The organism is Chelonobacter oris (genome assembly GCF_000772535.1).
In the GTDB taxonomy this organism is placed as follows: Bacteria; Pseudomonadota; Gammaproteobacteria; order Enterobacterales; family Pasteurellaceae; genus Chelonobacter; species Chelonobacter oris.
The window spans coordinates 1-19,550 of sequence record NZ_JSUM01000011.1 but is presented as its reverse complement, the minus strand read 5'-3'; the positions used below and the strand labels follow the sequence as shown (position 1 = coordinate 19,550).

At 49.4% G+C, this 19,550-nt stretch carries 19 protein-coding genes; 15 read left to right on the top strand and 4 right to left on the bottom strand.

Annotated features, from left to right (window positions below; genetic code table 11):
• Window positions 1–112: 112 nt before the first annotated feature.
• The 12 genes from OA57_RS06965 (at window position 113) to OA57_RS06910 (ending at window position 8,573) form a co-directional block, all read left to right on the top strand.
• Window positions 113–949, top strand: a complete 837-nt coding sequence (locus tag OA57_RS06965) for a carbon-nitrogen hydrolase family protein (protein ID WP_034615478.1) — start codon at window positions 113–115, stop codon at window positions 947–949.
• A 188-nt stretch (window positions 950–1,137) separates the two neighbouring features.
• A complete protein-coding gene (gene ftsB / locus OA57_RS06960; RefSeq protein ID WP_034615474.1) occupies window positions 1,138–1,422 on the top strand; it encodes a cell division protein FtsB in 285 nt (94 codons plus the stop codon).
• Window positions 1,422–2,120, top strand: coding sequence for a 2-C-methyl-D-erythritol 4-phosphate cytidylyltransferase (ispD, locus tag OA57_RS06955; protein ID WP_034615471.1), 699 nt, complete (start codon window positions 1,422–1,424; stop codon window positions 2,118–2,120). The genes ftsB and ispD overlap by 1 nt, the downstream gene beginning before the upstream one ends.
• Window positions 2,117–2,596 (top strand): 2-C-methyl-D-erythritol 2,4-cyclodiphosphate synthase, encoded by a 480-nt coding sequence (gene ispF, locus OA57_RS06950; RefSeq protein WP_034615468.1) that lies wholly within the window; start codon window positions 2,117–2,119, stop codon window positions 2,594–2,596. The genes ispD and ispF overlap by 4 nt, the downstream gene beginning before the upstream one ends.
• The gene (gene truD, locus OA57_RS06945; protein WP_034615465.1) at window positions 2,596–3,621 is read left to right on the top strand and encodes a tRNA pseudouridine(13) synthase TruD; all 1,026 of its coding nucleotides are present in this window, start codon (window positions 2,596–2,598) and stop codon (window positions 3,619–3,621) included. The genes ispF and truD overlap by 1 nt, the downstream gene beginning before the upstream one ends.
• Window positions 3,622–3,633: 12 nt before the next feature.
• On the top strand, window positions 3,634–4,374 hold the full coding sequence (surE, locus tag OA57_RS06940; RefSeq protein ID WP_034615462.1) for a 5'/3'-nucleotidase SurE: 741 nt from the start codon (window positions 3,634–3,636) through the stop codon (window positions 4,372–4,374).
• Window positions 4,375–4,377: 3 nt separating this feature from the next.
• A complete protein-coding gene (locus OA57_RS06935) occupies window positions 4,378–5,004 on the top strand; it encodes a protein-L-isoaspartate(D-aspartate) O-methyltransferase (RefSeq protein WP_034615460.1) in 627 nt (208 codons plus the stop codon).
• Window positions 5,001–5,576: a YqaA family protein gene (locus OA57_RS06930; RefSeq protein ID WP_034615458.1), complete on the top strand. Its 576-nt coding sequence runs from the start codon at window positions 5,001–5,003 to the stop codon at window positions 5,574–5,576. The genes OA57_RS06935 and OA57_RS06930 overlap by 4 nt, the downstream gene beginning before the upstream one ends.
• Before the next feature lie 31 nt (window positions 5,577–5,607).
• Window positions 5,608–6,831 carry a murein hydrolase activator NlpD gene (nlpD, locus tag OA57_RS06925; RefSeq protein ID WP_034615456.1) on the top strand — a complete coding sequence of 408 codons (1,224 nt, stop codon included), beginning with the start codon at window positions 5,608–5,610 and terminating at the stop codon, window positions 6,829–6,831.
• Window positions 6,832–7,050: 219 nt separating this feature from the next.
• A complete protein-coding gene (locus OA57_RS06920; protein WP_034615454.1) occupies window positions 7,051–7,698 on the top strand; it encodes a bifunctional 4-hydroxy-2-oxoglutarate aldolase/2-dehydro-3-deoxy-phosphogluconate aldolase in 648 nt (215 codons plus the stop codon).
• A 68-nt stretch (window positions 7,699–7,766) separates the two neighbouring features.
• Entirely contained in the window at window positions 7,767–8,258 is a 492-nt protein-coding gene (locus OA57_RS06915) for a low molecular weight protein-tyrosine-phosphatase (RefSeq protein WP_034615452.1), read from the top strand.
• 93 nt (window positions 8,259–8,351) lie between these two features.
• Window positions 8,352–8,573, top strand: coding sequence for a YdcH family protein (locus OA57_RS06910; protein WP_034615448.1), 222 nt, complete (start codon window positions 8,352–8,354; stop codon window positions 8,571–8,573).
• A gap of 52 nt (window positions 8,574–8,625) precedes the next feature.
• Here OA57_RS06910 and udp read toward each other — a convergent pair whose 3' ends face one another.
• Both udp and asnC read right to left on the bottom strand, forming a co-directional pair.
• Entirely contained in the window at window positions 8,626–9,381 is a 756-nt protein-coding gene (gene udp, locus OA57_RS06905; RefSeq protein ID WP_034615446.1) for a uridine phosphorylase, read from the bottom strand.
• A 64-nt stretch (window positions 9,382–9,445) separates the two neighbouring features.
• The gene (asnC, locus tag OA57_RS06900; RefSeq protein ID WP_034615444.1) at window positions 9,446–9,919 is read right to left on the bottom strand and encodes a transcriptional regulator AsnC; all 474 of its coding nucleotides are present in this window, start codon (window positions 9,917–9,919) and stop codon (window positions 9,446–9,448) included.
• A 190-nt stretch (window positions 9,920–10,109) separates the two neighbouring features.
• Between asnC and asnA the strand changes: the two genes are divergently transcribed.
• The 3 genes from asnA (at window position 10,110) to OA57_RS06885 (ending at window position 12,960) form a co-directional block, all read left to right on the top strand.
• Window positions 10,110–11,102, top strand: a complete 993-nt coding sequence (gene asnA / locus OA57_RS06895; RefSeq protein ID WP_034615442.1) for an aspartate--ammonia ligase — start codon at window positions 10,110–10,112, stop codon at window positions 11,100–11,102.
• Window positions 11,103–11,261: 159 nt separating this feature from the next.
• Complete coding sequence (locus OA57_RS06890; RefSeq protein ID WP_034615440.1) at window positions 11,262–11,600, top strand: P-II family nitrogen regulator; 339 nt, start codon at window positions 11,262–11,264, stop codon at window positions 11,598–11,600.
• A 58-nt stretch (window positions 11,601–11,658) separates the two neighbouring features.
• Window positions 11,659–12,960, top strand: a complete 1,302-nt coding sequence (locus OA57_RS06885; protein ID WP_034615689.1) for an ammonium transporter — start codon at window positions 11,659–11,661, stop codon at window positions 12,958–12,960.
• A gap of 77 nt (window positions 12,961–13,037) precedes the next feature.
• Here OA57_RS06885 and OA57_RS06880 read toward each other — a convergent pair whose 3' ends face one another.
• On the bottom strand, window positions 13,038–13,793 hold the full coding sequence (locus OA57_RS06880; protein WP_034615437.1) for an OmpA family protein: 756 nt from the start codon (window positions 13,791–13,793) through the stop codon (window positions 13,038–13,040).
• A gap of 65 nt (window positions 13,794–13,858) precedes the next feature.
• On the bottom strand, window positions 13,859–19,258 hold the full coding sequence (locus OA57_RS12255; RefSeq protein ID WP_052122413.1) for a YadA-like family protein: 5,400 nt from the start codon (window positions 19,256–19,258) through the stop codon (window positions 13,859–13,861).
• Window positions 19,259–19,550: the final 292 nt, after the last annotated feature.

Sequence of the window (19,550 nt, the reverse complement as noted above, 5' to 3'; positions counted from 1 at the left end):
TATATTTTGTCAATGGAGGATATTTTTGAAAAACCTTGCACGCTGCTTGTTTTCTCAATCGAATCAAGGGATACTGAAACAAAAAGCTTAAAATGGAAGAAGGATAGGCAAAATGACGAGAGCGGCTATTAAAATCGCAACCATTCAAATGGTTTCTACAACCGACGTGAAAAGCAATGTCGAGACAATGCAGACTTTGGTGCGCAAGGCGGCACAGGCGGGTGCCAAGTGGGCATTGCTGCCGGAGTATTGGCCGTTGATGGCAACGGATGAAAAGGACAAGCTGGCGATTGCCGAAACATTCGGGCAAGGGCCGTTGCAACAGCTGTTGTCGGATTTGGCGAAAGAGTTGCAAATTGTGCTGTTTGCCGGCTCTATTCCGCTGCGGGGAAATGAAGAAAACAAAGTTTTGAATACACTGCTGGTTTACGGCGAGCAGGGGGAGTTGCTGTCGCGTTACGATAAAATTCATCTGTTCAGCTATTCCGGAATCAGTGAAAGCGGTGTCGGCGAAAAGTATTGTGAGGCAGACAGTATTCAGGCGGGTTATCAAGTGCCGTCGCTGCAAATCGGCGAGGTGAATGTCGGACAGGGCATTTGTTACGATCTGCGTTTTCCGGAGCTGTTCCGTGCACAGACACCGTATGACGTACTGGTATTGCCGGCGGCTTTCACGTATACCACCGGCAAGGCGCATTGGGAATTATTATTGCGCGCCAGAGCGGTAGAGAATCAGTGTTATGTGATTGCTTCCGCACAAGGCGGCCGTCACCAAAGCGGGCGCACCACTTTCGGCCACAGTATGATTATCGATCCGTGGGGCGAGATTGTCAGCGGTGTCGGCGAGGGCGAAGGGTTTGCGGTCGGCGAGATAGATTTTGCCCGCTTGGCGGAAGTTCGCCGTCAACTGCCGGCGTTGAGCCATCGTCAATTATTTATCCGCACGTAATAAACCGATCTAAACACATATTGTGAACGTTTTAACCGCACTTTAGTCTGTTTTTGACGATGCAAAGTGCGGTTTTTTCATGCTTTGCCTAACACTTTTTTTACAACACGGCGCTTTAAAATTCCATTTTTGTCACATTTCAAGGTAAACTATTCGCTATTTCAGGCAAGATAAAAAAACAGGCGATTATGCGAGTATTGATCATCATATTGGGTGGATTGTTGCTGTTGTTCCAATACAGCTTTTGGTTTGGGAAAAACGGTTATCGTGATTATCAGCAGGTAGAGCGGGAAATCGAACAACATACACTGGAAAATACCCAGTTAGCGCAACGGAACCAGCTGATTATGGCGGAAATCAAGGATTTGAAAGAAGGCGTTGCTGCGGTGGAAGAGCGCGCCCGTTTCGAACATGATATGGTGAAAAGCAACGAAGTGTTTTATCGCCTGATGAAAGCGGACGAATACCAATAATGACAACCCGAAAAATTATTGCGATCGTGCCGGCTGCCGGGATCGGCGCCCGTATGCAGCAGGACAAACCGAAGCAATACCTGACGTTAAACGGCAAAACCATTTTACAGCACACGCTGGACATTTTGTTAGGCTATCCGCCGATTGAGCGGATTATTTTAGCGGTGGCTGAAAACGATTCCTATATCGGCGCGTTGGGATTGGAGGATTGCACCCGCATTCAAATCGTGACCGGCGGCGATTCGCGCGCCGCATCGGTCTTTGCTGCGCTGCAACGGGCGCCGGCCGACAGTTGGGTGCTGGTACACGATGCCGCCCGTCCCTGCCTGACTCACCAAGATTTGGACAAACTGTTGCAGATTCACGATCAAAACGGGGCTATTTTGGCATGTCCGGCGACAGATACGATTAAACGTGCCGATGAAGCGCAGCAGATTCTTAAGACGGAAGACCGTACACAATTATGGCATGCGCTGACCCCGCAATTCTTCCCGACCGCACTTTTACGTGCCGCTTATGCTGACGCCTTTGCCCAAAACCGCACGTTGACTGACGAGGCTTCGGCGATGGAGTCGGCGGGTTACCGACCGCACTTGGTCAGCGGCCGTTCCGACAATCTGAAAATCACTCGCCCCGAAGATTTGGCGCTGGCGGCATTTTACCTGCACAAACGAACCACAACGGAGAATAATCAATGATACGCATAGGTCATGGCTTTGATGTACACGCTTTCGGGGGGGAAGGGCCGATTATGATCGGCGGGGTTGCGATCCCTTACCCGAGAGGCTTGTTGGCGCATTCGGACGGTGATGTCGCATTGCACGCCCTGACCGATGCGTTATTGGGTGCTGCGGCATTGGGCGATATCGGCAAGTTGTTCCCCGACACCGATGCCGCATACCAAGGTGCCGACAGCCGCGGTTTGCTGCGCGAGGCTTATCGTCAAGTGCGGTTACAGGGGTATCGGGTCGGCAATGTCGATGTCACGATTATTGCGCAAGCGCCGAAAATGCGGTCGTATATTGATACGATGCGCGCCCGCATTGCCGAGGATTTGGCCTGCGGCATTGAGCAGGTGAATGTCAAAGCCACTACCAGTGAAAAATTGGGTTTTACCGGCCGCGGCGAAGGCATCGCCTGTGAAGCTGTTGCCCTGCTGCTTAAGGGGGCATAATGTCGGCATTACACTATTTATACGGCAAACCGCAACAGACCGCCCGCTTAAAAGCCGAATTCAGCGATTTTATTGTGCGAGAGGAACTGGGCTACGACCTCAGCGGCGAAGGGGAATTCGTTGCCTTGAAAATCCGAAAAACCGATGCCAATACCTTGTTTGTCGGCGAAAAACTGGCGGCGTTTGCCGGAATTTCAGCTAAAAATATGAGTTATGCCGGACTGAAAGATCGTCATGCCGTAACCGAGCAGTGGTTTTGCCTGCATTTACCGGGAAAAGAGACGCCGGATTTCTCACATTTTGCGCCGGACGGGGTCGAAATCCTGACGGTAACACGGCATAACCGCAAAATCCGTATCGGCAGTTTACAGGGAAACCATTTTGAGATTCTATTACGGGATTTAACCGAAAGTGCGGATCTGAACCGGCGTCTGATTAAGCTGAAAAATCACGGTTTTCCAAACTATTTCACCGAACAGCGTTTCGGGCGTGACGGCCACAATCTGACGCAGGCGATACGCTGGGCGCAAGGCGAGATTCACGTTAAGGATCGTAAAAAACGCAGTTTTTATCTTTCCGCCGCCCGCAGCGAATTATTCAATCTGATGGTATCGCAACGGATTAAGGACGGTTTGGCAGAAACCGTTTTATGCGGCGATGTGCTGCAACTGCACGGTTCGCACAGTTGGTTTGTCGCCGCGGAAACCGAATTGGCGGCATTGCAACAGCGGCTGCAACAACGGGATCTCGGGCTGACGGCGGCGCTTGTCGGTTCGCAAGCCTTGCAGACAGCGCAGCAGGCGCTGTTACGCGAGCAGGCGATTGTCGATCGGCATCAGGCATTGCTCGAGTTGATGCACAAAGAGCGGTTACAGAATGCCCGTCGCTTGATTCTGGCACAGCCGCAACAGTTGGAGTGGCAATTTGAGGCTGCGGGATTGCGGCTGCGGTTTTATCTCGACAGCGGCAGTTACGCCACTGCGCTGGTGCGGGAGCTGGCTTTATTGACAACTGACGAAGAATAAAGAAGGACATCTATGCATATTTTATTGAGTAACGATGACGGGATTCATGCCGAAGGAATTCAAACCATGGCGGCGGCGTTGCGTAAATTTGCCACCGTCACTATCGTCGCACCAGATCGTAACCGCAGTGCCGCTTCCAGCTCGTTGACGCTGGTTGAACCGCTGCGTCCGCTAAAATTAGCGAACGGTGATTATTGTATTAACGGCACGCCGGCGGATTGTGTCCATTTGGCATTGAACGGTTTTCTGGCCGGTCGGGTCGATTTGGTGGTGTCGGGCATCAATGCCGGTGCCAATCTGGGAGATGATGTGATTTATTCCGGCACGGTGGCGGCGGCGTTGGAGGGGCGGCATTTGGGGTTGCCGTCGATCGCGGTTTCCCTTGACGGACGGATCTATTACGAAACGGCGGCGCAGGTGGTGTGCGATCTTATCCCGACTTTACATGACAACGTACTGGGGCAACGGGAAATCATCAATATCAATGTGCCGGATATTCCTTATTCGCAATTGCAGGGGCTGAAAGTCACCAAACTGGGCTATCGTGAATCCGCCAGTGCGATGGTTAAACAGATTGATCCGCGCGGCGAACATATTTACTGGGTCGGCGCCAGCGGTTTGCCGGAATACAGCGGCGAGGGGACGGATTTCCATGCGGTGGCGAACGGTTATGTCTCATTGACGCCGATTCAAACCGATATGACCGCCCATCAATCGTTACCGCGTCTGCAACATTGGGTGGATACGGATTAAACTATGTCTAAAGCGGAACAACGCCGTTTGGTACAGCGCCTGCACGAACAGGGTATTCGTAATGAAGCCGTGTTGCAGGCTATTTATGAACTGCCGCGAACTTTTTTTGTGCAGGAAGCGTTTACCCGTCGTTGTTATGAAAATATGGCGATTCCAATCGGGGAGGGACAAACCCTGTCTCAACCCTATATTGTCGCTAAAATGACCGAGTTGTTGCAGCCGACGGCGGAGGATACGGTGTTGGAAATCGGCACCGGCAGCGGTTATCAAACCGCACTTTTGGCGAAACTGTGCCGTCAGGTTTATAGCGTAGAGCGTATTAAGAAATTACAATGGCAAGCGATTCACCGCCTGAAAAAACTGGAATTGCACAATGTTCAGTTGCGTCATGCGGACGGCTGGGAAGGCTGGGCGGCCAAAGCCCCGTTTGATGCGATTATCGTCACCGCCGCCGCCGACAGTATGCCGATTGACTTACTGCAACAATTAAAAGACGGCGGCCGTTTGGTGATTCCGGTGGGAGAAGTAAACCAAGTATTACAATTGATCACACGGGTCGGCGATAAATACCGCGTGGAAAAAATCGAAGATGTTAAATTCGTACCGTTAGTGGCAGGAGCGCTGCAATGAAAATTTTTGGAAAAATGTATGACTGGACCATGCGTTGGTCGCGCCACCATTTGGCGGTGTACTGGTTGGCTTTCGTCAGTTTTATTGAGGCGATTTTCTTTCCGATTCCGCCCGATGTGATGTTGATTCCGATGTCGATGAACAATCCGCAAAAAGCACTGAAATATGCACTTTTCACCGCACTGGCTTCGATGTTGGGCGGCTTGGTCGGTTATGCTGTCGGCTACTATGCGTTTGATTTCGTACAACACTATATCGTGCAATTCGGCTATCAGGACAAACTGGAGCAAGTCACGATCTGGTTTCATCAGTGGGGGATTTTAGTGCTGTTTGTCGCCGGTTTTTCACCGATCCCGTATAAAGTGTTTACCATCGCCGGCGGCTTGCTGCATATGGCGTTGCTGCCTTTTGCACTCACTGCATTTATTTCACGGGCGGCGAGATTTATTCTGGTGGCGAAATTATCGGCTTGGGGCGGCCCGAAAGTTGAGGCCAAGTTACGCCGTTCTATTGAAGTGATCGGCTGGAGCGTGGTAGTCTTAGCCGTTATCGCCTATTTTATTTTACGTTAGTCTTACGTTATTCAAAGTCAAGGATTCAAACATGAAAAGTAAACTGTTCTTCTTTCCTGCCACCGCACTTGCCCTTGCCGTGATCAGCGGCTGTACCAGTTCCGGCGGTGCGCCGGTGCAAAGTGCCGACGGCAACCTATCGCCGGGGATTATGCAGCCGGTTGAAACCAGCGGCGCAAGCGGCGGCAGTTGGCAGCCTGAAATTCAGCAGCAGAGTATGCCGGCAAACATGAGCGTACAGCAGGCGGTGCAACAGCCGATCGGACAGGCACAACAAGTGCAGCAAAACGTGCAAAGTGCGGTACAGCAGCCGATAGGACAGGTGCAGCAAGCGGCGCCGACGGCAACCAGCCAAACCCGTACCAATAATGTTTCACAGGATTTCAGTATTCCGCGCGACACCACGACCAATGCACCGATTTATAATCAAATCGACAAAGGATTCTATAAAGGCGAAACCTATACGGTGCGCAAAGGCGACACCATGTTCCTGATTGCCTATATTTCCGGGCTGGACGTGGCGGATTTGGCGGCAAAAAACAATATGAGCGAGCCGTATAATCTGCGGGTCGGGCAAGTACTGCAAATCGGTTCCGGTAATGCAGGCGCAAGTAACGGGGTTGCGACGGCAACGGCGGCATCGGCCGCTGCAACAGCCGCCACCGCCACAGCACCGACAGTGCCGACACCGCCGGCAGTAACCTATACGCCGGGACCGAATAACACACAATACGGTTCTGACGGCACTATCACCGGACCGGTGAAAGCGTCCGCAGGTAATGCGGCAACCATGGCGCAGCAACAGGCGCAACAAACGATCACGGCAACCGCCGCAACGGCAGCGGCTACGGCGGCTGTCACTCCGCCAAGTGCGGTCAACTCGGCTATCAGTTGGCGTTGGCCGACCGGCGGCAAGGTGATTCAAGGCTTTTCTTCCGCAGACGGCGGTAACAAAGGATTGGATATTTCCGGATCGCGCGGACAGGCGGTTAATGCTGCCGCCGCCGGACGAGTGGTGTATGCCGGCAATGCGTTACGCGGCTACGGTAACCTGATTATCATCAAACATAATGATGATTTCCTCAGCGCTTATGCCCATAACGAAAGTATTTTGGTTAAAGATCAGCAAGAGGTGAGTGCCGGTCAGCAAATTGCCAAAATGGGCAGCTCGGGCACCAATTCGGTCAAGTTACATTTTGAAATCCGTTTCAAAGGGAAATCCGTTGATCCGACACGGTATTTACCGTCACGTTAAGTTGACGGGCGACGCGACAAACGGGCAGATTTTCTGCCCGTTTGTGTTATTGGCTGCGATGATAATACTTGCCGTGATCGTGATCACATTTTGCCGGATAAACCGCACTTTGCACCCGCAGCCGTGCGACAGCACGGTAAGAATTTGTTATCTTTAACACAGTCGTTCTTCATGTGGAGACGTTTCTGTTTTTCTATTTAACCGATAAGGATAGTGATCATGCAGTGGAGTTTACAGCCAAGTGCGGTTTTTGCCGCGTCACCGGTGGTGCCGGTGATGGTGATTAAAAATTTGGACGATGCCTTGCCGATGGCACAGGCGTTGTCGGCCGGCGGAATTAATGTGTTTGAAATTACCTTGCGCAGCGGTGCTGCGCTTGATGCGATCAGGCTTATCAGTCAGGCGATGCCTGAAGCGTTGGTCGGGGCGGGAACGGTGATTTCGCCGCAACAATATGATGCGGCACGAGATGCCGGCGCCAAATTTATTATTTCACCGGGGGCGACGGTTTCGCTGTTGAAACATGCGGTGCAAGGCGATGTGCCGCTTATGCCCGGAACATCGACGCCTTCCGAAATGATGACCGCACTTGAATTAGGTTATGACCATTTGAAATTCTTTCCGGCGGAAGCCAACGGCGGTGCGTCCGCACTGAAAGCGATTTCGGCGCCTTTGCCGCAGCTGACATTCTGTCCGACCGGCGGTATCGGTCTGAAAAATGTAGCGCAATATCTGGCGCTGGATTGCGTGGCTACCGTTGGCGGCTCTTGGATGCTGCCGAATGAGGCGATTGCCGCAGGCAATTGGGAGGAAGTCACCCGTCTGAGCAAAGAGGCTGTCGCATTTGTCGCCGGACTGCGTCGATAGCGGAAAATCCATCGCAATACGGGCGCTGATCACAGTGCCATGCTTTTTGATATGCGCAAGGAAATAGCGTGAAAATTTTATTCGTCTGCTTGGGAAATATCTGCCGTTCACCGATGGCGGAATATATTCTGCGCCATAAGATTGCGCAAGCCGGATTACAGGCTAGGGTAGCGACCGACAGCGCCGGGACGGCAGGCTATCATGACGGTGAAGATATGCACTGCGGTACGGCAAAAATGTTACGACAGAACGGGATTGATCCCCGAGGTTTTGTCAGCCGTAAGCTACGAAAAAACGATTTGAATGAATTTGATTACCTGTTTGCTATGGACGACAGCAACTTGTCGGATTTGCAGAGGCTGTTCGGCAAGCAGGAAAAAATCAGCAAAATTACCGATTTGGTTGCCGATCTGGGGTTTGATCATATTCCCGATCCGTGGTACAGCGATAATTTTGCGCAAACCTATCACTTGTTGGATCGTTGCTGTGAACAATTATTGCAGCAAATCAAGACGACGGTAAAAAATGATAATCACGTTAGCGAAATTAAATCAATATGAACGCCGCTTTTGTGAGCTGGCGCTGAATTCGGTTTATCGAACGATGATAGAATAAGGAAGAAAGTTCCCTTAATAATCAACAAGGAGTTTACCATGTTTCCTGAATACCGTGAGCTGATCAGCCGATTGAAATCGGAAGATGCGCATTTTGCCCGTTTGTTTGACAAGCACAATGAATTGGACCATAAAATTGCCGCAATTGAGAGTAATATCGAACTGGGTACGCACACCGAGGTGGAGAATCTGAAAAAAGAGAAGTTGCGTTTGAAAGACGAGTTGTACGTGATCTTGAAAAGTGCGGTACAACAGCCGTAAAAAATCCCGTTATCACCATGTGCAAACGGGATTTTGTTTATGATAAAAGCGGTCAGGCGAGTAAGCCGGCCGCTTTGACCACTAATGCCACCGCTTTGCCTTCAGCCGCTTTAATCGTGCTTTCATTCGGGATCTCTTGTTGGGTACGGTTTACAATCACGGCTGAAATCATACCCGCTTTTAAGCCCAATGCGGAACACATGGTGAATAAGGTCGCCGATTCCATTTCAAAATTCATCACGTTAAGCTGTTGCCACTCTTTCAGTGAACCGCTGAAGCGACGGCAGATATGGCCGCTGTAGGTGTCATACCGCTCTTGCCCCGGATAGAAAGTATCGGACGAGGCGGTGATACCGACATAAGTGGTTTCGCCGCTTTGTTGCGCTACTTGGTAGAGGGTTGAAGTGCAATGGAAATCAGCCACTGCAGGGTATTCGAGCGGAGCAAAATGTTGGCTGGCGCCGTCCAGACGAACCGCACCGGTGGTTACTAAAATATCGCCGACATTAATGTGCGGCTGAATGGCGCCGGTAGTACCGATTCGCAGGAAAGTACGCACACCCAATTGCGCCAGCTCTTCCACCGCAATTGAAACCGACGGCCCGCCGATACCGGTCGAACACACCACAATCGGCTTGCCGTCAACATAGCCTAACCATGAGGTGAACTCACGGGTTGAAACCAAGAATTTCGGGGTATCCATCAATTTGGCAATGCGTTCTACCCGAGCAGGATCGCCCGGCGTGATCGCAACCGTTGCGCCTTCCAAATCTGCTTTGGTTAAACCTAAATGAAATACATCTGCCATAAACATCTCCTTGTTATTATATTTATTACATCATTATAAAAAAGAGACATTTTACGCCAAACGATTACGGATTTATATCACGCAGTATCGGATTTTGCATGGAAATTAGCGTTTCTGTGGACTGGATCTCATCAATCAGTTGAATTTTAGTTGCCAGCACAGAGTGCAGCTCTTCGATCGTGTGCGTCATCACCTTGATAAAAATCGAATAATTGCCGGTAGTGTAGTAGGCTTCCACCACTTCATCGAAGGTTTGCAGTTTTGTGATGACCGCATCGTAGTCTTTGGCGCTTTTCAAAATGATGCCGATAAAACAACAGACATCGTAGCCCAGCTTGCGTTCATTGATCCGCACTTTGGTGCCTTCGATAACACCGGATTGACGCATTTTCTCGACCCGGACATGAATGGTTCCGGGGCTGACACCGAATTTTTTTGCCATTTCGGCATAAGGGGTACGGGCATCTTTGGTCAAGACCCGCAGAATTTGCTGATCCAGCGCATCTATTTGAGCGACATGTTGAGTAACCTGTTGCATAAGCCTCTCCAACTTTAGTTTTTTTTCAAAGAAATCACAATTAAATTGATTGATGGAGGCATATTATCAAAAAAAATTAAAAAAGTATTGGAAATTTTTGTTTGTTTGTTGAATAATGCACAAAAACGAGGTTAAACCCGCTTTTTATTTAATAATCCCAGAAAACCCTTTTAAAAAGAACAGAAAAATTATGAAAAACTCATTTATTTTACAACAACAAGAAATCAGTTTTGTTAAAAATACGTTTACCCAGATGTTGAAAGAGCATTTGAAAATCGTTGAAGTGCAAGGCCCATTGTTAAGCCAAGTCGGAAACGGTATGCAGGATAACCTGTCCGGCGTAGAAAATGCGGTACAGGTCAATATTCGTGAAATTCACGGCGTTCGTTTTGAAGTCGTGCATTCTTTGGCAAAATGGAAACGACACACCTTGGGCAGATTTGATTTTCAGCCGAACGAAGGTCTGTTTGTCAACATGATCGCACTGCGTCCCGACGAGGACAGTCTGGATCAAACCCATTCCGTTTTTGTTGACCAATGGGACTGGGAGCGTGTGATTCCGCAAGGCTCCCGCAATCTGGCGTATCTGAAAGAAACGGTCAGATCGATTTATACGGCCATCAAAGAAACGGAACAAATGGTAGAGGTGCAGTTCGGGATCAAAAGTTTCTTGCCGCCGGAAATCACTTTTATCCACAGTGAAGATTTGGTACGTCGCTACCCGGATTTGAGCGGAAAAGCGCGTGAAAGTGCGGTATGCAAAGAATACGGTGCCGTATTTTTAATCGGAATCGGCGGCGAGTTGTCGGACGGTAAACCGCATGATGGTCGGGCGCCGGACTATGATGACTGGACTACGCCGAGTGAAGGCGAATACAAAGGGTTGAACGGCGATATTCTGGTTTGGAATCCGGTGTTGGAATCGGCATTTGAGCTGTCGTCAATGGGTATTCGGGTTGATGAAACCGCACTGCGTCGCCAGTTGGCTATCGCCGGCAACGAGGAACGCGCGGAATTTGCATGGCATCAGGATCTGTTAAACGGTAAATTGCCGCAGTCTATCGGCGGCGGTATCGGGCAATCCCGTCTGGCAATGTTGTTATTGCACAAACAACACATCGGACAAGTACAATCCAGCGTATGGCCGAAGCGAATCATGGAGCAGTACGACAACATTTTGTAATTTTAATTTTTATAATCAGCAGTACTTTTTTATTTTTGACTTTTATTTTTGATGTTTATCTCGGAAAGCAAATGTTAGTGTCATACGATATTTGTTTGACACTGACATGTTGCTCCTGATTCGAGTTGTAATTTATTACTTGTTCTAAGGAGAAACTGTATGAAACAAATCACTGCCATTGTGCAACCCTTCAGATTGGATGAAATCCGTGAAGCCTTGTCCGACATCGGTATTCAGGGCATCACGGTTACCGAAGTCAAAGGTTTCGGACGGCAAAAAGGGCACACCGAACTGTATCGCGGTGCCGAATATGCCGTTGATTTCCTGCCTAAAATTGCGCTCGATATTGTGCTGACCGATGAGTTGGCGGAACAGGCTGTCGAGGTCATTTGCCAAACCGCCCGCACCGGGAAAATCGGGGACGGCAAAATTTTTGTCAAACCGGTGGATAAAGTCATTCGTATCCGCACCGGGGAAACCGATGAAAATGCGATTTAAGCCGTCACTTTTTATTTTTGATTTAATTTTAAACTCGGAACAACTTATAGGTGAGAAGATGAAAAGACAACTTTTGACTCTGGGAGCATTGCTTGCGCCTACCGCAACCTTGGCGGCGGAAACAGCGGATTGGGTACGCCCGATGTCGGAAATCAGCGCAGGCGACACGGCATGGGTGATGGTATCGGCGCTGTTGGTATTATTTATGACGTTGCCGGGGCTGGCATTATTTTATGCCGGCATGGTACGCAAGAAAAACGTATTGGCGACAATGGTACAAAGTATTGCCGTTGCCTGTTTGATTTCGTTGTTATGGATCTGCTTCGGCTACAGTCTGGCATTTACCTCGAATAACGGTTTTATCGGCGGCACTGAACGTTTCTTTTTAAGCGGGCTGAACGTCTTTACCGAAAGTGAACAACTGACGATTTTCCCGGGGGCGGGTACGATTCCCGAATCGGTATTCATGCTGTTCCAAATGGCATTCGCCATTATTGCGGCGGCGATTATCACCGGCGCCTTTGCGGAGCGGATTAAATTCTCAGCGATTTTATTGTTCACCGGTTTATGGTCATTGCTGATTTATGTACCGACCGCACACTGGGTCTGGGGGCCGGACGGCTGGTTGGCGGCAGACGGCGTATTGGATTATGCCGGCGGTACGGTTATCCATATCAATGCCGGTATTGCCGGTTTAGTCGGGGCGATTATGCTGGGAAAACGTATCGGCTACGGTAAAGAAGCGATGCCGCCGCATAACTTGGTATTAACCTTGATTGGTATGTCTATGCTATGGATCGGTTGGTTCGGCTTTAACGCCGGTTCAGCGCTGGCGGCGGACGGCCGTGCCGGTATGGCGATGGCGACAACCCAAGTTGCGACGGCTTCCGCTGCACTGGCTTGGATTTTAACCGAGCGCCTGTTCGGGCATAAACCGTCGGCGTTGGGTCTGGCGTCCGGTGCGATCGCCGGCTTGGTTGCCATCACGCCGGCGGCCGGTTTTGTCAGTGTGCAAAGTGCGGTTGCTATCGGTTTGATTTCCGGTGTGATCTGTTTTTGGGGCGCAACCAAACTGAAATACTGGTTAGGTTATGACGATTCTTTAGATGCTTTCGGGATTCACGGCATCGGCGGCATCATCGGTGCGATTCTAACCGGCGTATTTGTTTCGACCGACATTACCGGTGGCGGCGCCAGTATCTGGGTACAGGTGCAAAGCGTATTGATTACAATCGCCTATAGCGCCGTCGGCAGTGCAATCTTACTGTTTATCGTGGATAAAATCACCGGCTTGCGGGTGGAAAAAGACGAAGAACGCCAAGGGTTGGATGTGGTACTGCACGGTGAACGTGTAGAATAATGCTGATAAACTAAGCATCAAAAAAACCGCACTTTGTGTTACAAGCAAAGTGCGGTTTTTTAATAAATATCAGTTGGTTATTGTGCGCTGCTGATCACAACACGACGGTTTGGGCGCAGGCACTCTTTCAATGCGTCTCCCTCGATATCGTTGCAGGCTTTGACTTGCTCCGCTTCACCACGGCCGATAGCGTTAATCATGGCGGCAGACAGACCTTGTCCCACCAGATAGCCTTTTACGGTTTCGGCACGGCGTTGCGAAAGGGCTAAATTATAGCTGTCGCTGCCCAAACGATCGGTAAATCCTTCAATGGTGATGCTGTTTGCCTGCTTGGTTTTTAATTCGGCGGCAACTTGGTTAAGCACGTTACGACCGTTATCGCTTAGATTGGCGGAATCAAAGTCAAACAGAAAATCTCCTGACAGTTCATAAGGATTGTTTTGTTTGCCGCAGCCTTCCGGCAGCCAGAAGAAAGATTGTGCGTTCATGTCGGTATCAAACAGCACTTTGTATTGGCAGATTTTGTGTTCGCCGTTTTCACGGTAATTAAAAACATAATTCCATTCACGTACGGCGAACAGTCCTTCGGCGTGATGCGGACGACCAATCAGATAATATAATTGATCCTTGTTCATGCCTTTTTCAATCATGCGGACATTGTCCCAGTTAGGCCAAATGCCGTATTGCGAACCGCTGAAGTTTACGCCGGCATCTTCAATTTCCGGCCAGACCGGGTTGTCGGTCGTCCCTTCTTTTGTGACATTACTCAAGTTTCCGCAGGCGGTCAGGGTTGCGATTGCGGCAACGGATAAAATGTATTTGCTTAATTTCACGTTTTTTTCCTTCTTAAATTAGGTAAGAGCCGCACCGTTGTCGGTGCGGTTTGGTTATGACGGAATTACCACTGGTATCCTACACCGATACCGGCCGAGGTTTTGCCGCGACTGTTGTGACCCGCATTTAATTTAATGATAATTTTACCGTTGTCGGTGATTCGGGAAACACCCAGTGCCACGGCATTTTCACCACCGTATGATCCTCCGGCAGCGGCAACCATGCTGTGTCCAGGCAGGTAGGCTTGCGGAAGGCTTGCCATTGCTGCGGAAGAGGCGCCGGCACCGCGCATATCACGATCCAGATCCTGTACCTGACCTTGCAGATTGGTGATATTCTGTGCGGTCTGACCAATTTGCTGATTGGTTGCATAGAGCTGGCTGCCGTTCACGGCGTCGGTCGAGGTGGCGGATAGTACGCCCGGTGCGACATGCTGAATCTGACGTTCATTGCCTTCGCTGCCTACGGAAACAACTTGCGTTCCGGCGCCGGTTTTGCCGGCAACAGGATAATTGTTCAAGCTGTAATTGCCGATATGCGGGGCGGCGGCTACGGAACCACTGCCGAGAGCAACAGAGCCGATCGGGGCGGTATCGGCAACGGTTGCACCATTGCCGATAGCAAGCCCGTTTTCAACTTTTGCGACGCTGTTCGGCCCGATAGCCACACTGTTTTTCCCTTCCGCTTTGGCTGCCGGTTCGGTTGAATTGGCTTTAAAGTATTTTGTGCCTTCGGTATTCAGCGTATTGACCGCATTGACGACATTCGTCGGCTGAGTAAACGGCTTGCCGTCAACAGTCGTATTGCCGCCGTTGGCTGCGGTAAGATCTTTAAAGACATCCGGTTTTAACTGCGCAGTCGTGCCGTTGTCGGCATAGCTGATGTTATCTCCGCCCAATACGTCACCCAGCGCTTTCAACTGGCTGCCGTTGACGGCATCGGTCGAATTGTCGTTAACCGCACCTTTATCGACATTGGTCAACTGCATCGGCTTATCGGCACTGATTAACACTTTCGCCGGTGTTGAGCCGACCAGATTACCCTCTGCATTCGGTGTTTCTTTATAGAATTTACCACCGATATTAATCAGTTTGTCACCGTCGGCATCGACATATTCCATCGGGATACCGGTGACATCGATCGAATAGTTGTAGTTGCCCTTGTCATCGGCGTTTACTGCCGAAACTTGGGTATTTCGACCATGATTGACGGTAACGGTTTGGCTGCTGATATTTTTTGCCGCCACGTTTTGTTCGGCGTCGGCTTGTGTCGTCATATTCCAAGTGACGTTTTTCAAATCCATCACATTAACGGCATTGTGCGCAATCTCCGCTAAATCGGCTTCTGGAATATCACTCAGGTTATTCGGCGTACCGTCGGCTTTGTTGCCCAACCCACTGGCAACATTGGTGATTTTCGTCGGCGTACCGGCTTTATTTTCGACACTTAACGCTGTCGGATCACGCTTGTCTGCGCTCAATTTCGGTGCATTGTCGGCTGTGCCGAAAGTGACACTGCCGCCGTCTTTGTCATCGCCCAAGGTGATGTCTTTATCCAGATTGACTTTCAGTGCCTTGCCTGTTGAACCGTCGGCATTCTCCACATCAACAACGGCGGTGGTGATGTTATCACCGCCCTGTACCTGAATCGATGAACCCAGATCCTGTTTTACTTCATTGCCCTGATCATCTTTCAAGCCGAATCCACCACCATTGGCGGCATTGGTAATGCTGGTTTTAGCGCCCTCAACCGCTGTTTTCAGATCGCCGATATTGGCGGCATTGGTTAACTCCGGGGCATTGTCTGGTAAGTCCGACAGGTTTTTACCGTCCAGACCGCTGGCAACGTTGGTGACTTTGTTTCCACCGTTATTCAACCCGTCCTTGTCTAAATTAACGTCACCGATTTTCACGCCGCCGTCTTCAGTCAGGTCGAGTTTGTTGTTCATCACGATTTCCAGACCATCGTTATTCTCATTGGAACGGACACCTAAATTAGACGTAGAGACTTTTTTGTCGTTTGACAAATCGTCTTTATTAATCCCGCCTTCGAGTTTTAATGTTTCATTGAGTTTACGGACGACTTCTTTGCCGTCGTTGCCGACAAATTTTAGCCCCTCTTCCATGGTTGCAACCGTATGCGGTGTGCCGTTTTTATCGGTGTAGGTGATCCGATCCATGCCGTCTTTCCCGTTGTTGCCGTCCGTGCCGTCCGTGCCGTCAACGCCGACAGGACCTTCCGCTACCGTGATTGCGGCTTTGGCATCTTTACCGTCTTTGCCTGCCTGACCGGTTAGACCGATAGCGCCGTCTTTACCGTCAATGCCGACCCTCTCTTTGCCGTTGGCATCGGTGACTGAAATTTTACCGTCTTTACCCTCGGCGCCGTCGACAGGTTTGCGTCCGACGCTCAGGGTGTCGGCTTCCAAATCGTCTTTTGTGGCGACAGTGTAAGTATTCCCGTCATTCGTGACCGTAATATTTTTACCCTCTTTCACCGTTGTGGCGGTATCCGGCGTATCGACGTCAATGGTAATGGTATGTACGCCGTTTTCTGTTTTTCCGCTTACGATCGCCCCGTTGGTGCCGATAAATTTTACTTCGCCCGCATTTTTCACTTGCCCGTTGTAAGCGTTCTCTAAGTCACCGGTCGTTTTGTCCGCACTGACAATCCAGCCCATTTTGCGCAGATCGCCAACGGTTGCGGCTGTATTATCAGTCACTGTCGGCGCTGTACCGTTTAGATTGATTAAACCGTTTGGCGCACCTTCGGTATAGGTTGTCAAACCGCTCTTGATGTTTGTCAGCGCCGTCGGATCACCGCTTTTATCTTTTGCGGCGGCAGGGTTGATCAAATTTGTTAGCAGTTGATCAGCCGGGACTTCAGTCTCGGTCGGTTTGCCGTTTTCATCTAAGGTATAATATTTATCACCGACTTTTGCGACCGGCGTGCCGTCTTGATTGGTGTAGCTGATCGGCAAGCCTGTTACGTTGACTGCAATTTTGCTGATATTGTCGGCAGTATCAATCACCGTTGTTGTGTTTGCACCGTCAGCAAAGTTCAAAGTGTCGTTATGGCGCACAAAATCCTTTGCCGTGCCGTTATTTTGCAGGTTCCAACCGGCATTTAAAACATCACTTACGGTTGCCGCATTATTCTGTTTTAGCCCTTCGGGCAATTCAGGCGCTTTGGTTGTGGTGTCTTCTGCCGGCGTTAAATTGCTTTTCACATTGGTTAATGTAGTCGGTGTTGTTGTGTTGTTGTCCCCGTTGGCATTTTGTACGGAAGCAATAATATTGTCAGGGGAAACTTCTTCATCTCCTCCATTCGGTGTCGGGGTTTTGTAGAATTTTCCGTCGACTTTATAGACTTTATCGCCCTCAACCGTGGTATAGACCACAGGGCCTTCCGCCGGCAGTTTTACACTCAAATCATTTGCGACCAAATACAGCTGGCTGCCGTTAACGGCATCGGTGCTGTCTTTGGCAATTTTACCTGCGGCTACATTGATGATTTGACGCTCTTTATCTTTTGCGCCAACACTCACTACACCGTTCGCTTCACTGCCTTTACCGGCGAATCCGCTGTAGGTAAAGCCATTGACTGTCGCCGTATCTTCTGCGGTGGCGGCGCGGTCAGCGGATTCATTGCCTAAAATCACGCTGTTTGCTTGGCTGGTGGTGACTTTGTTACCAATTACAAAGGTATTGACCTGTTTGACAATATTTTCATTACCGATAATACGGCTGCCTTCTGCTTTATCGTCCATCGTATTTTTATTACCGAATACGCCGGCGTTCTTGGCGGCAATCGGAGCCTCTGCCGTGCCATTATCATTACCGATGGTATAAGTGCCTTCACCGCTGACATAAGACGGATCACCCAATGCACCGGCATTTTTGCCGGTGACTTTATTGCCGACCCCGATACTGATTGATTGCTCGCCTTCGGCTTTGGAATCTTTACCGATGGCAATGCCATTTTTGCCAGAAGCGCTGGCGGAATGACCAAGTGCGGTTGCGCTCATAGCTGTTGCACTTGAACCAATACCAACTGCCGTAGTATAAAGTGCACCGGGAATGGCAGTTGCTTCACGATATGGCATTCCATTGTCGTCCGCTTTGAGATCGCCCAATTTAGCGCCTGCGGCAGCGCTAGTACCGATGGCAACACCATATTCACCAGTGGTAGCGTAGCGACCAATGGCAACTGAAGCGCTGGCAATTTCTTTAGTCGGGTCTTTAAGCGTTTTAGCATGTTGTCCAATCGCAACACCACCGTAACTTTGCGCATTTTGACCGATAGCAATAGTTGCTGCATCAGTAGTACGTTGTGAGATGGTATTTTGGCCGATAGCAACCGCATCAATAGAACCTTGAGCATTTTGCCCTACCACAATGGCGTTATCGCCTTTATAGGCAGTACCATTAATTGTAGTATCAATTGTTTTTGCCTTTGTGCCAATAACAGTGGCATTGGCGGCATTATCAACGGCGGCTTGATCACCAATAGCGATGGAGCTTGCACTTTTACGCAATTCATCGTCTTTTATTTCATCAGTACCGTTACCGACTTTCACCTGAGCCTGATGACCGATAGCAATCGATTTGTTCCCGTTTGAGCGGGCGGTTGTCCCGATAGCAACGGCGCTGTAACCAAGGGATTGAGTGTTGGTTTCAGCATCATATTTGGTTTTAGTTGCCGTATTACCGTCTTCTGCCACGGTTTCGGCTTCAATGGCGGAACTGCCTATCGCAATCGATTGGTGGCCTTTCGCCGTGGCGGATTGCCCCATGGCCAGGCTGGCTTTACCGTCGGCTAATGCGACTGCACCGATAGCCATCGCATAGTCTTTAGTGGCGGCGGATTGACGCTGGATTGCCAAAGAATTAAAGCCGGAAGCCAATGCGGCGGTGCCGACAGCAGTCGCCGAAGGTTCATTGGCGGTTGCAAAATGCCCGACGGCTAATGATAGCGGGCCGGTAGAACGGGCGTAGTCGCCGATAGCGGCGCCGGAAGAGTATTCTTTATCATTTTGATTAAATTTGGTATCGGCAACCGCATTACTCATATAACCGATTGCCATGCCATGCGCGACATTATTATTATAAACATCGCCGTTATTCATGCCTTCATTGGCATTATCGTAGGTTTGGTTGCCCGGATTGTAATAATTGTAAGGCTTGTCGCCGCCTTTATTATGCGCTTTTGCCGTAGAATCGGGTTGATCATTATTTACGGTAGGATCAATATTGGCTTCTACCACGGTTGAAGCATAGGCAGAGGGAAAAATTGCAAGAAGAAGGCTTGCATATAATGTATTTAAGAAGAAGGTTTTTTTAGTTAAAAAAGATTTATTGTTATCAGCATTAATATGACAAACTATTGCTTGCTTGCTTGCTTGCTTGCTTGCTTGCTTGCTTGCTTGCTTGCTTGCTTGCTCCTCGATAGCGTTATATTTCATGGGTTTAATTCCTTATAAGATATATTTTAAAATCACCTTATTTATGCCATAAATAAAGTATATTTTTTACTCCGCTTTTGTAATCATATTCATTCGATTCTCTGAATATTTCTTGATGAACGTTTTTAATATATTACAAAGTGAAGCTTGTTACTTAATTTCGTCATTGTTAATAGACCTAAAATTAAGGTTTGCGGATTTTATCAAGCAATATTTATTTTCACAAACGACTTTACAAATAAGTTTTTATTTTTTTAGGATTAAAAAATAGACTGATTTAGTATTGACGTCT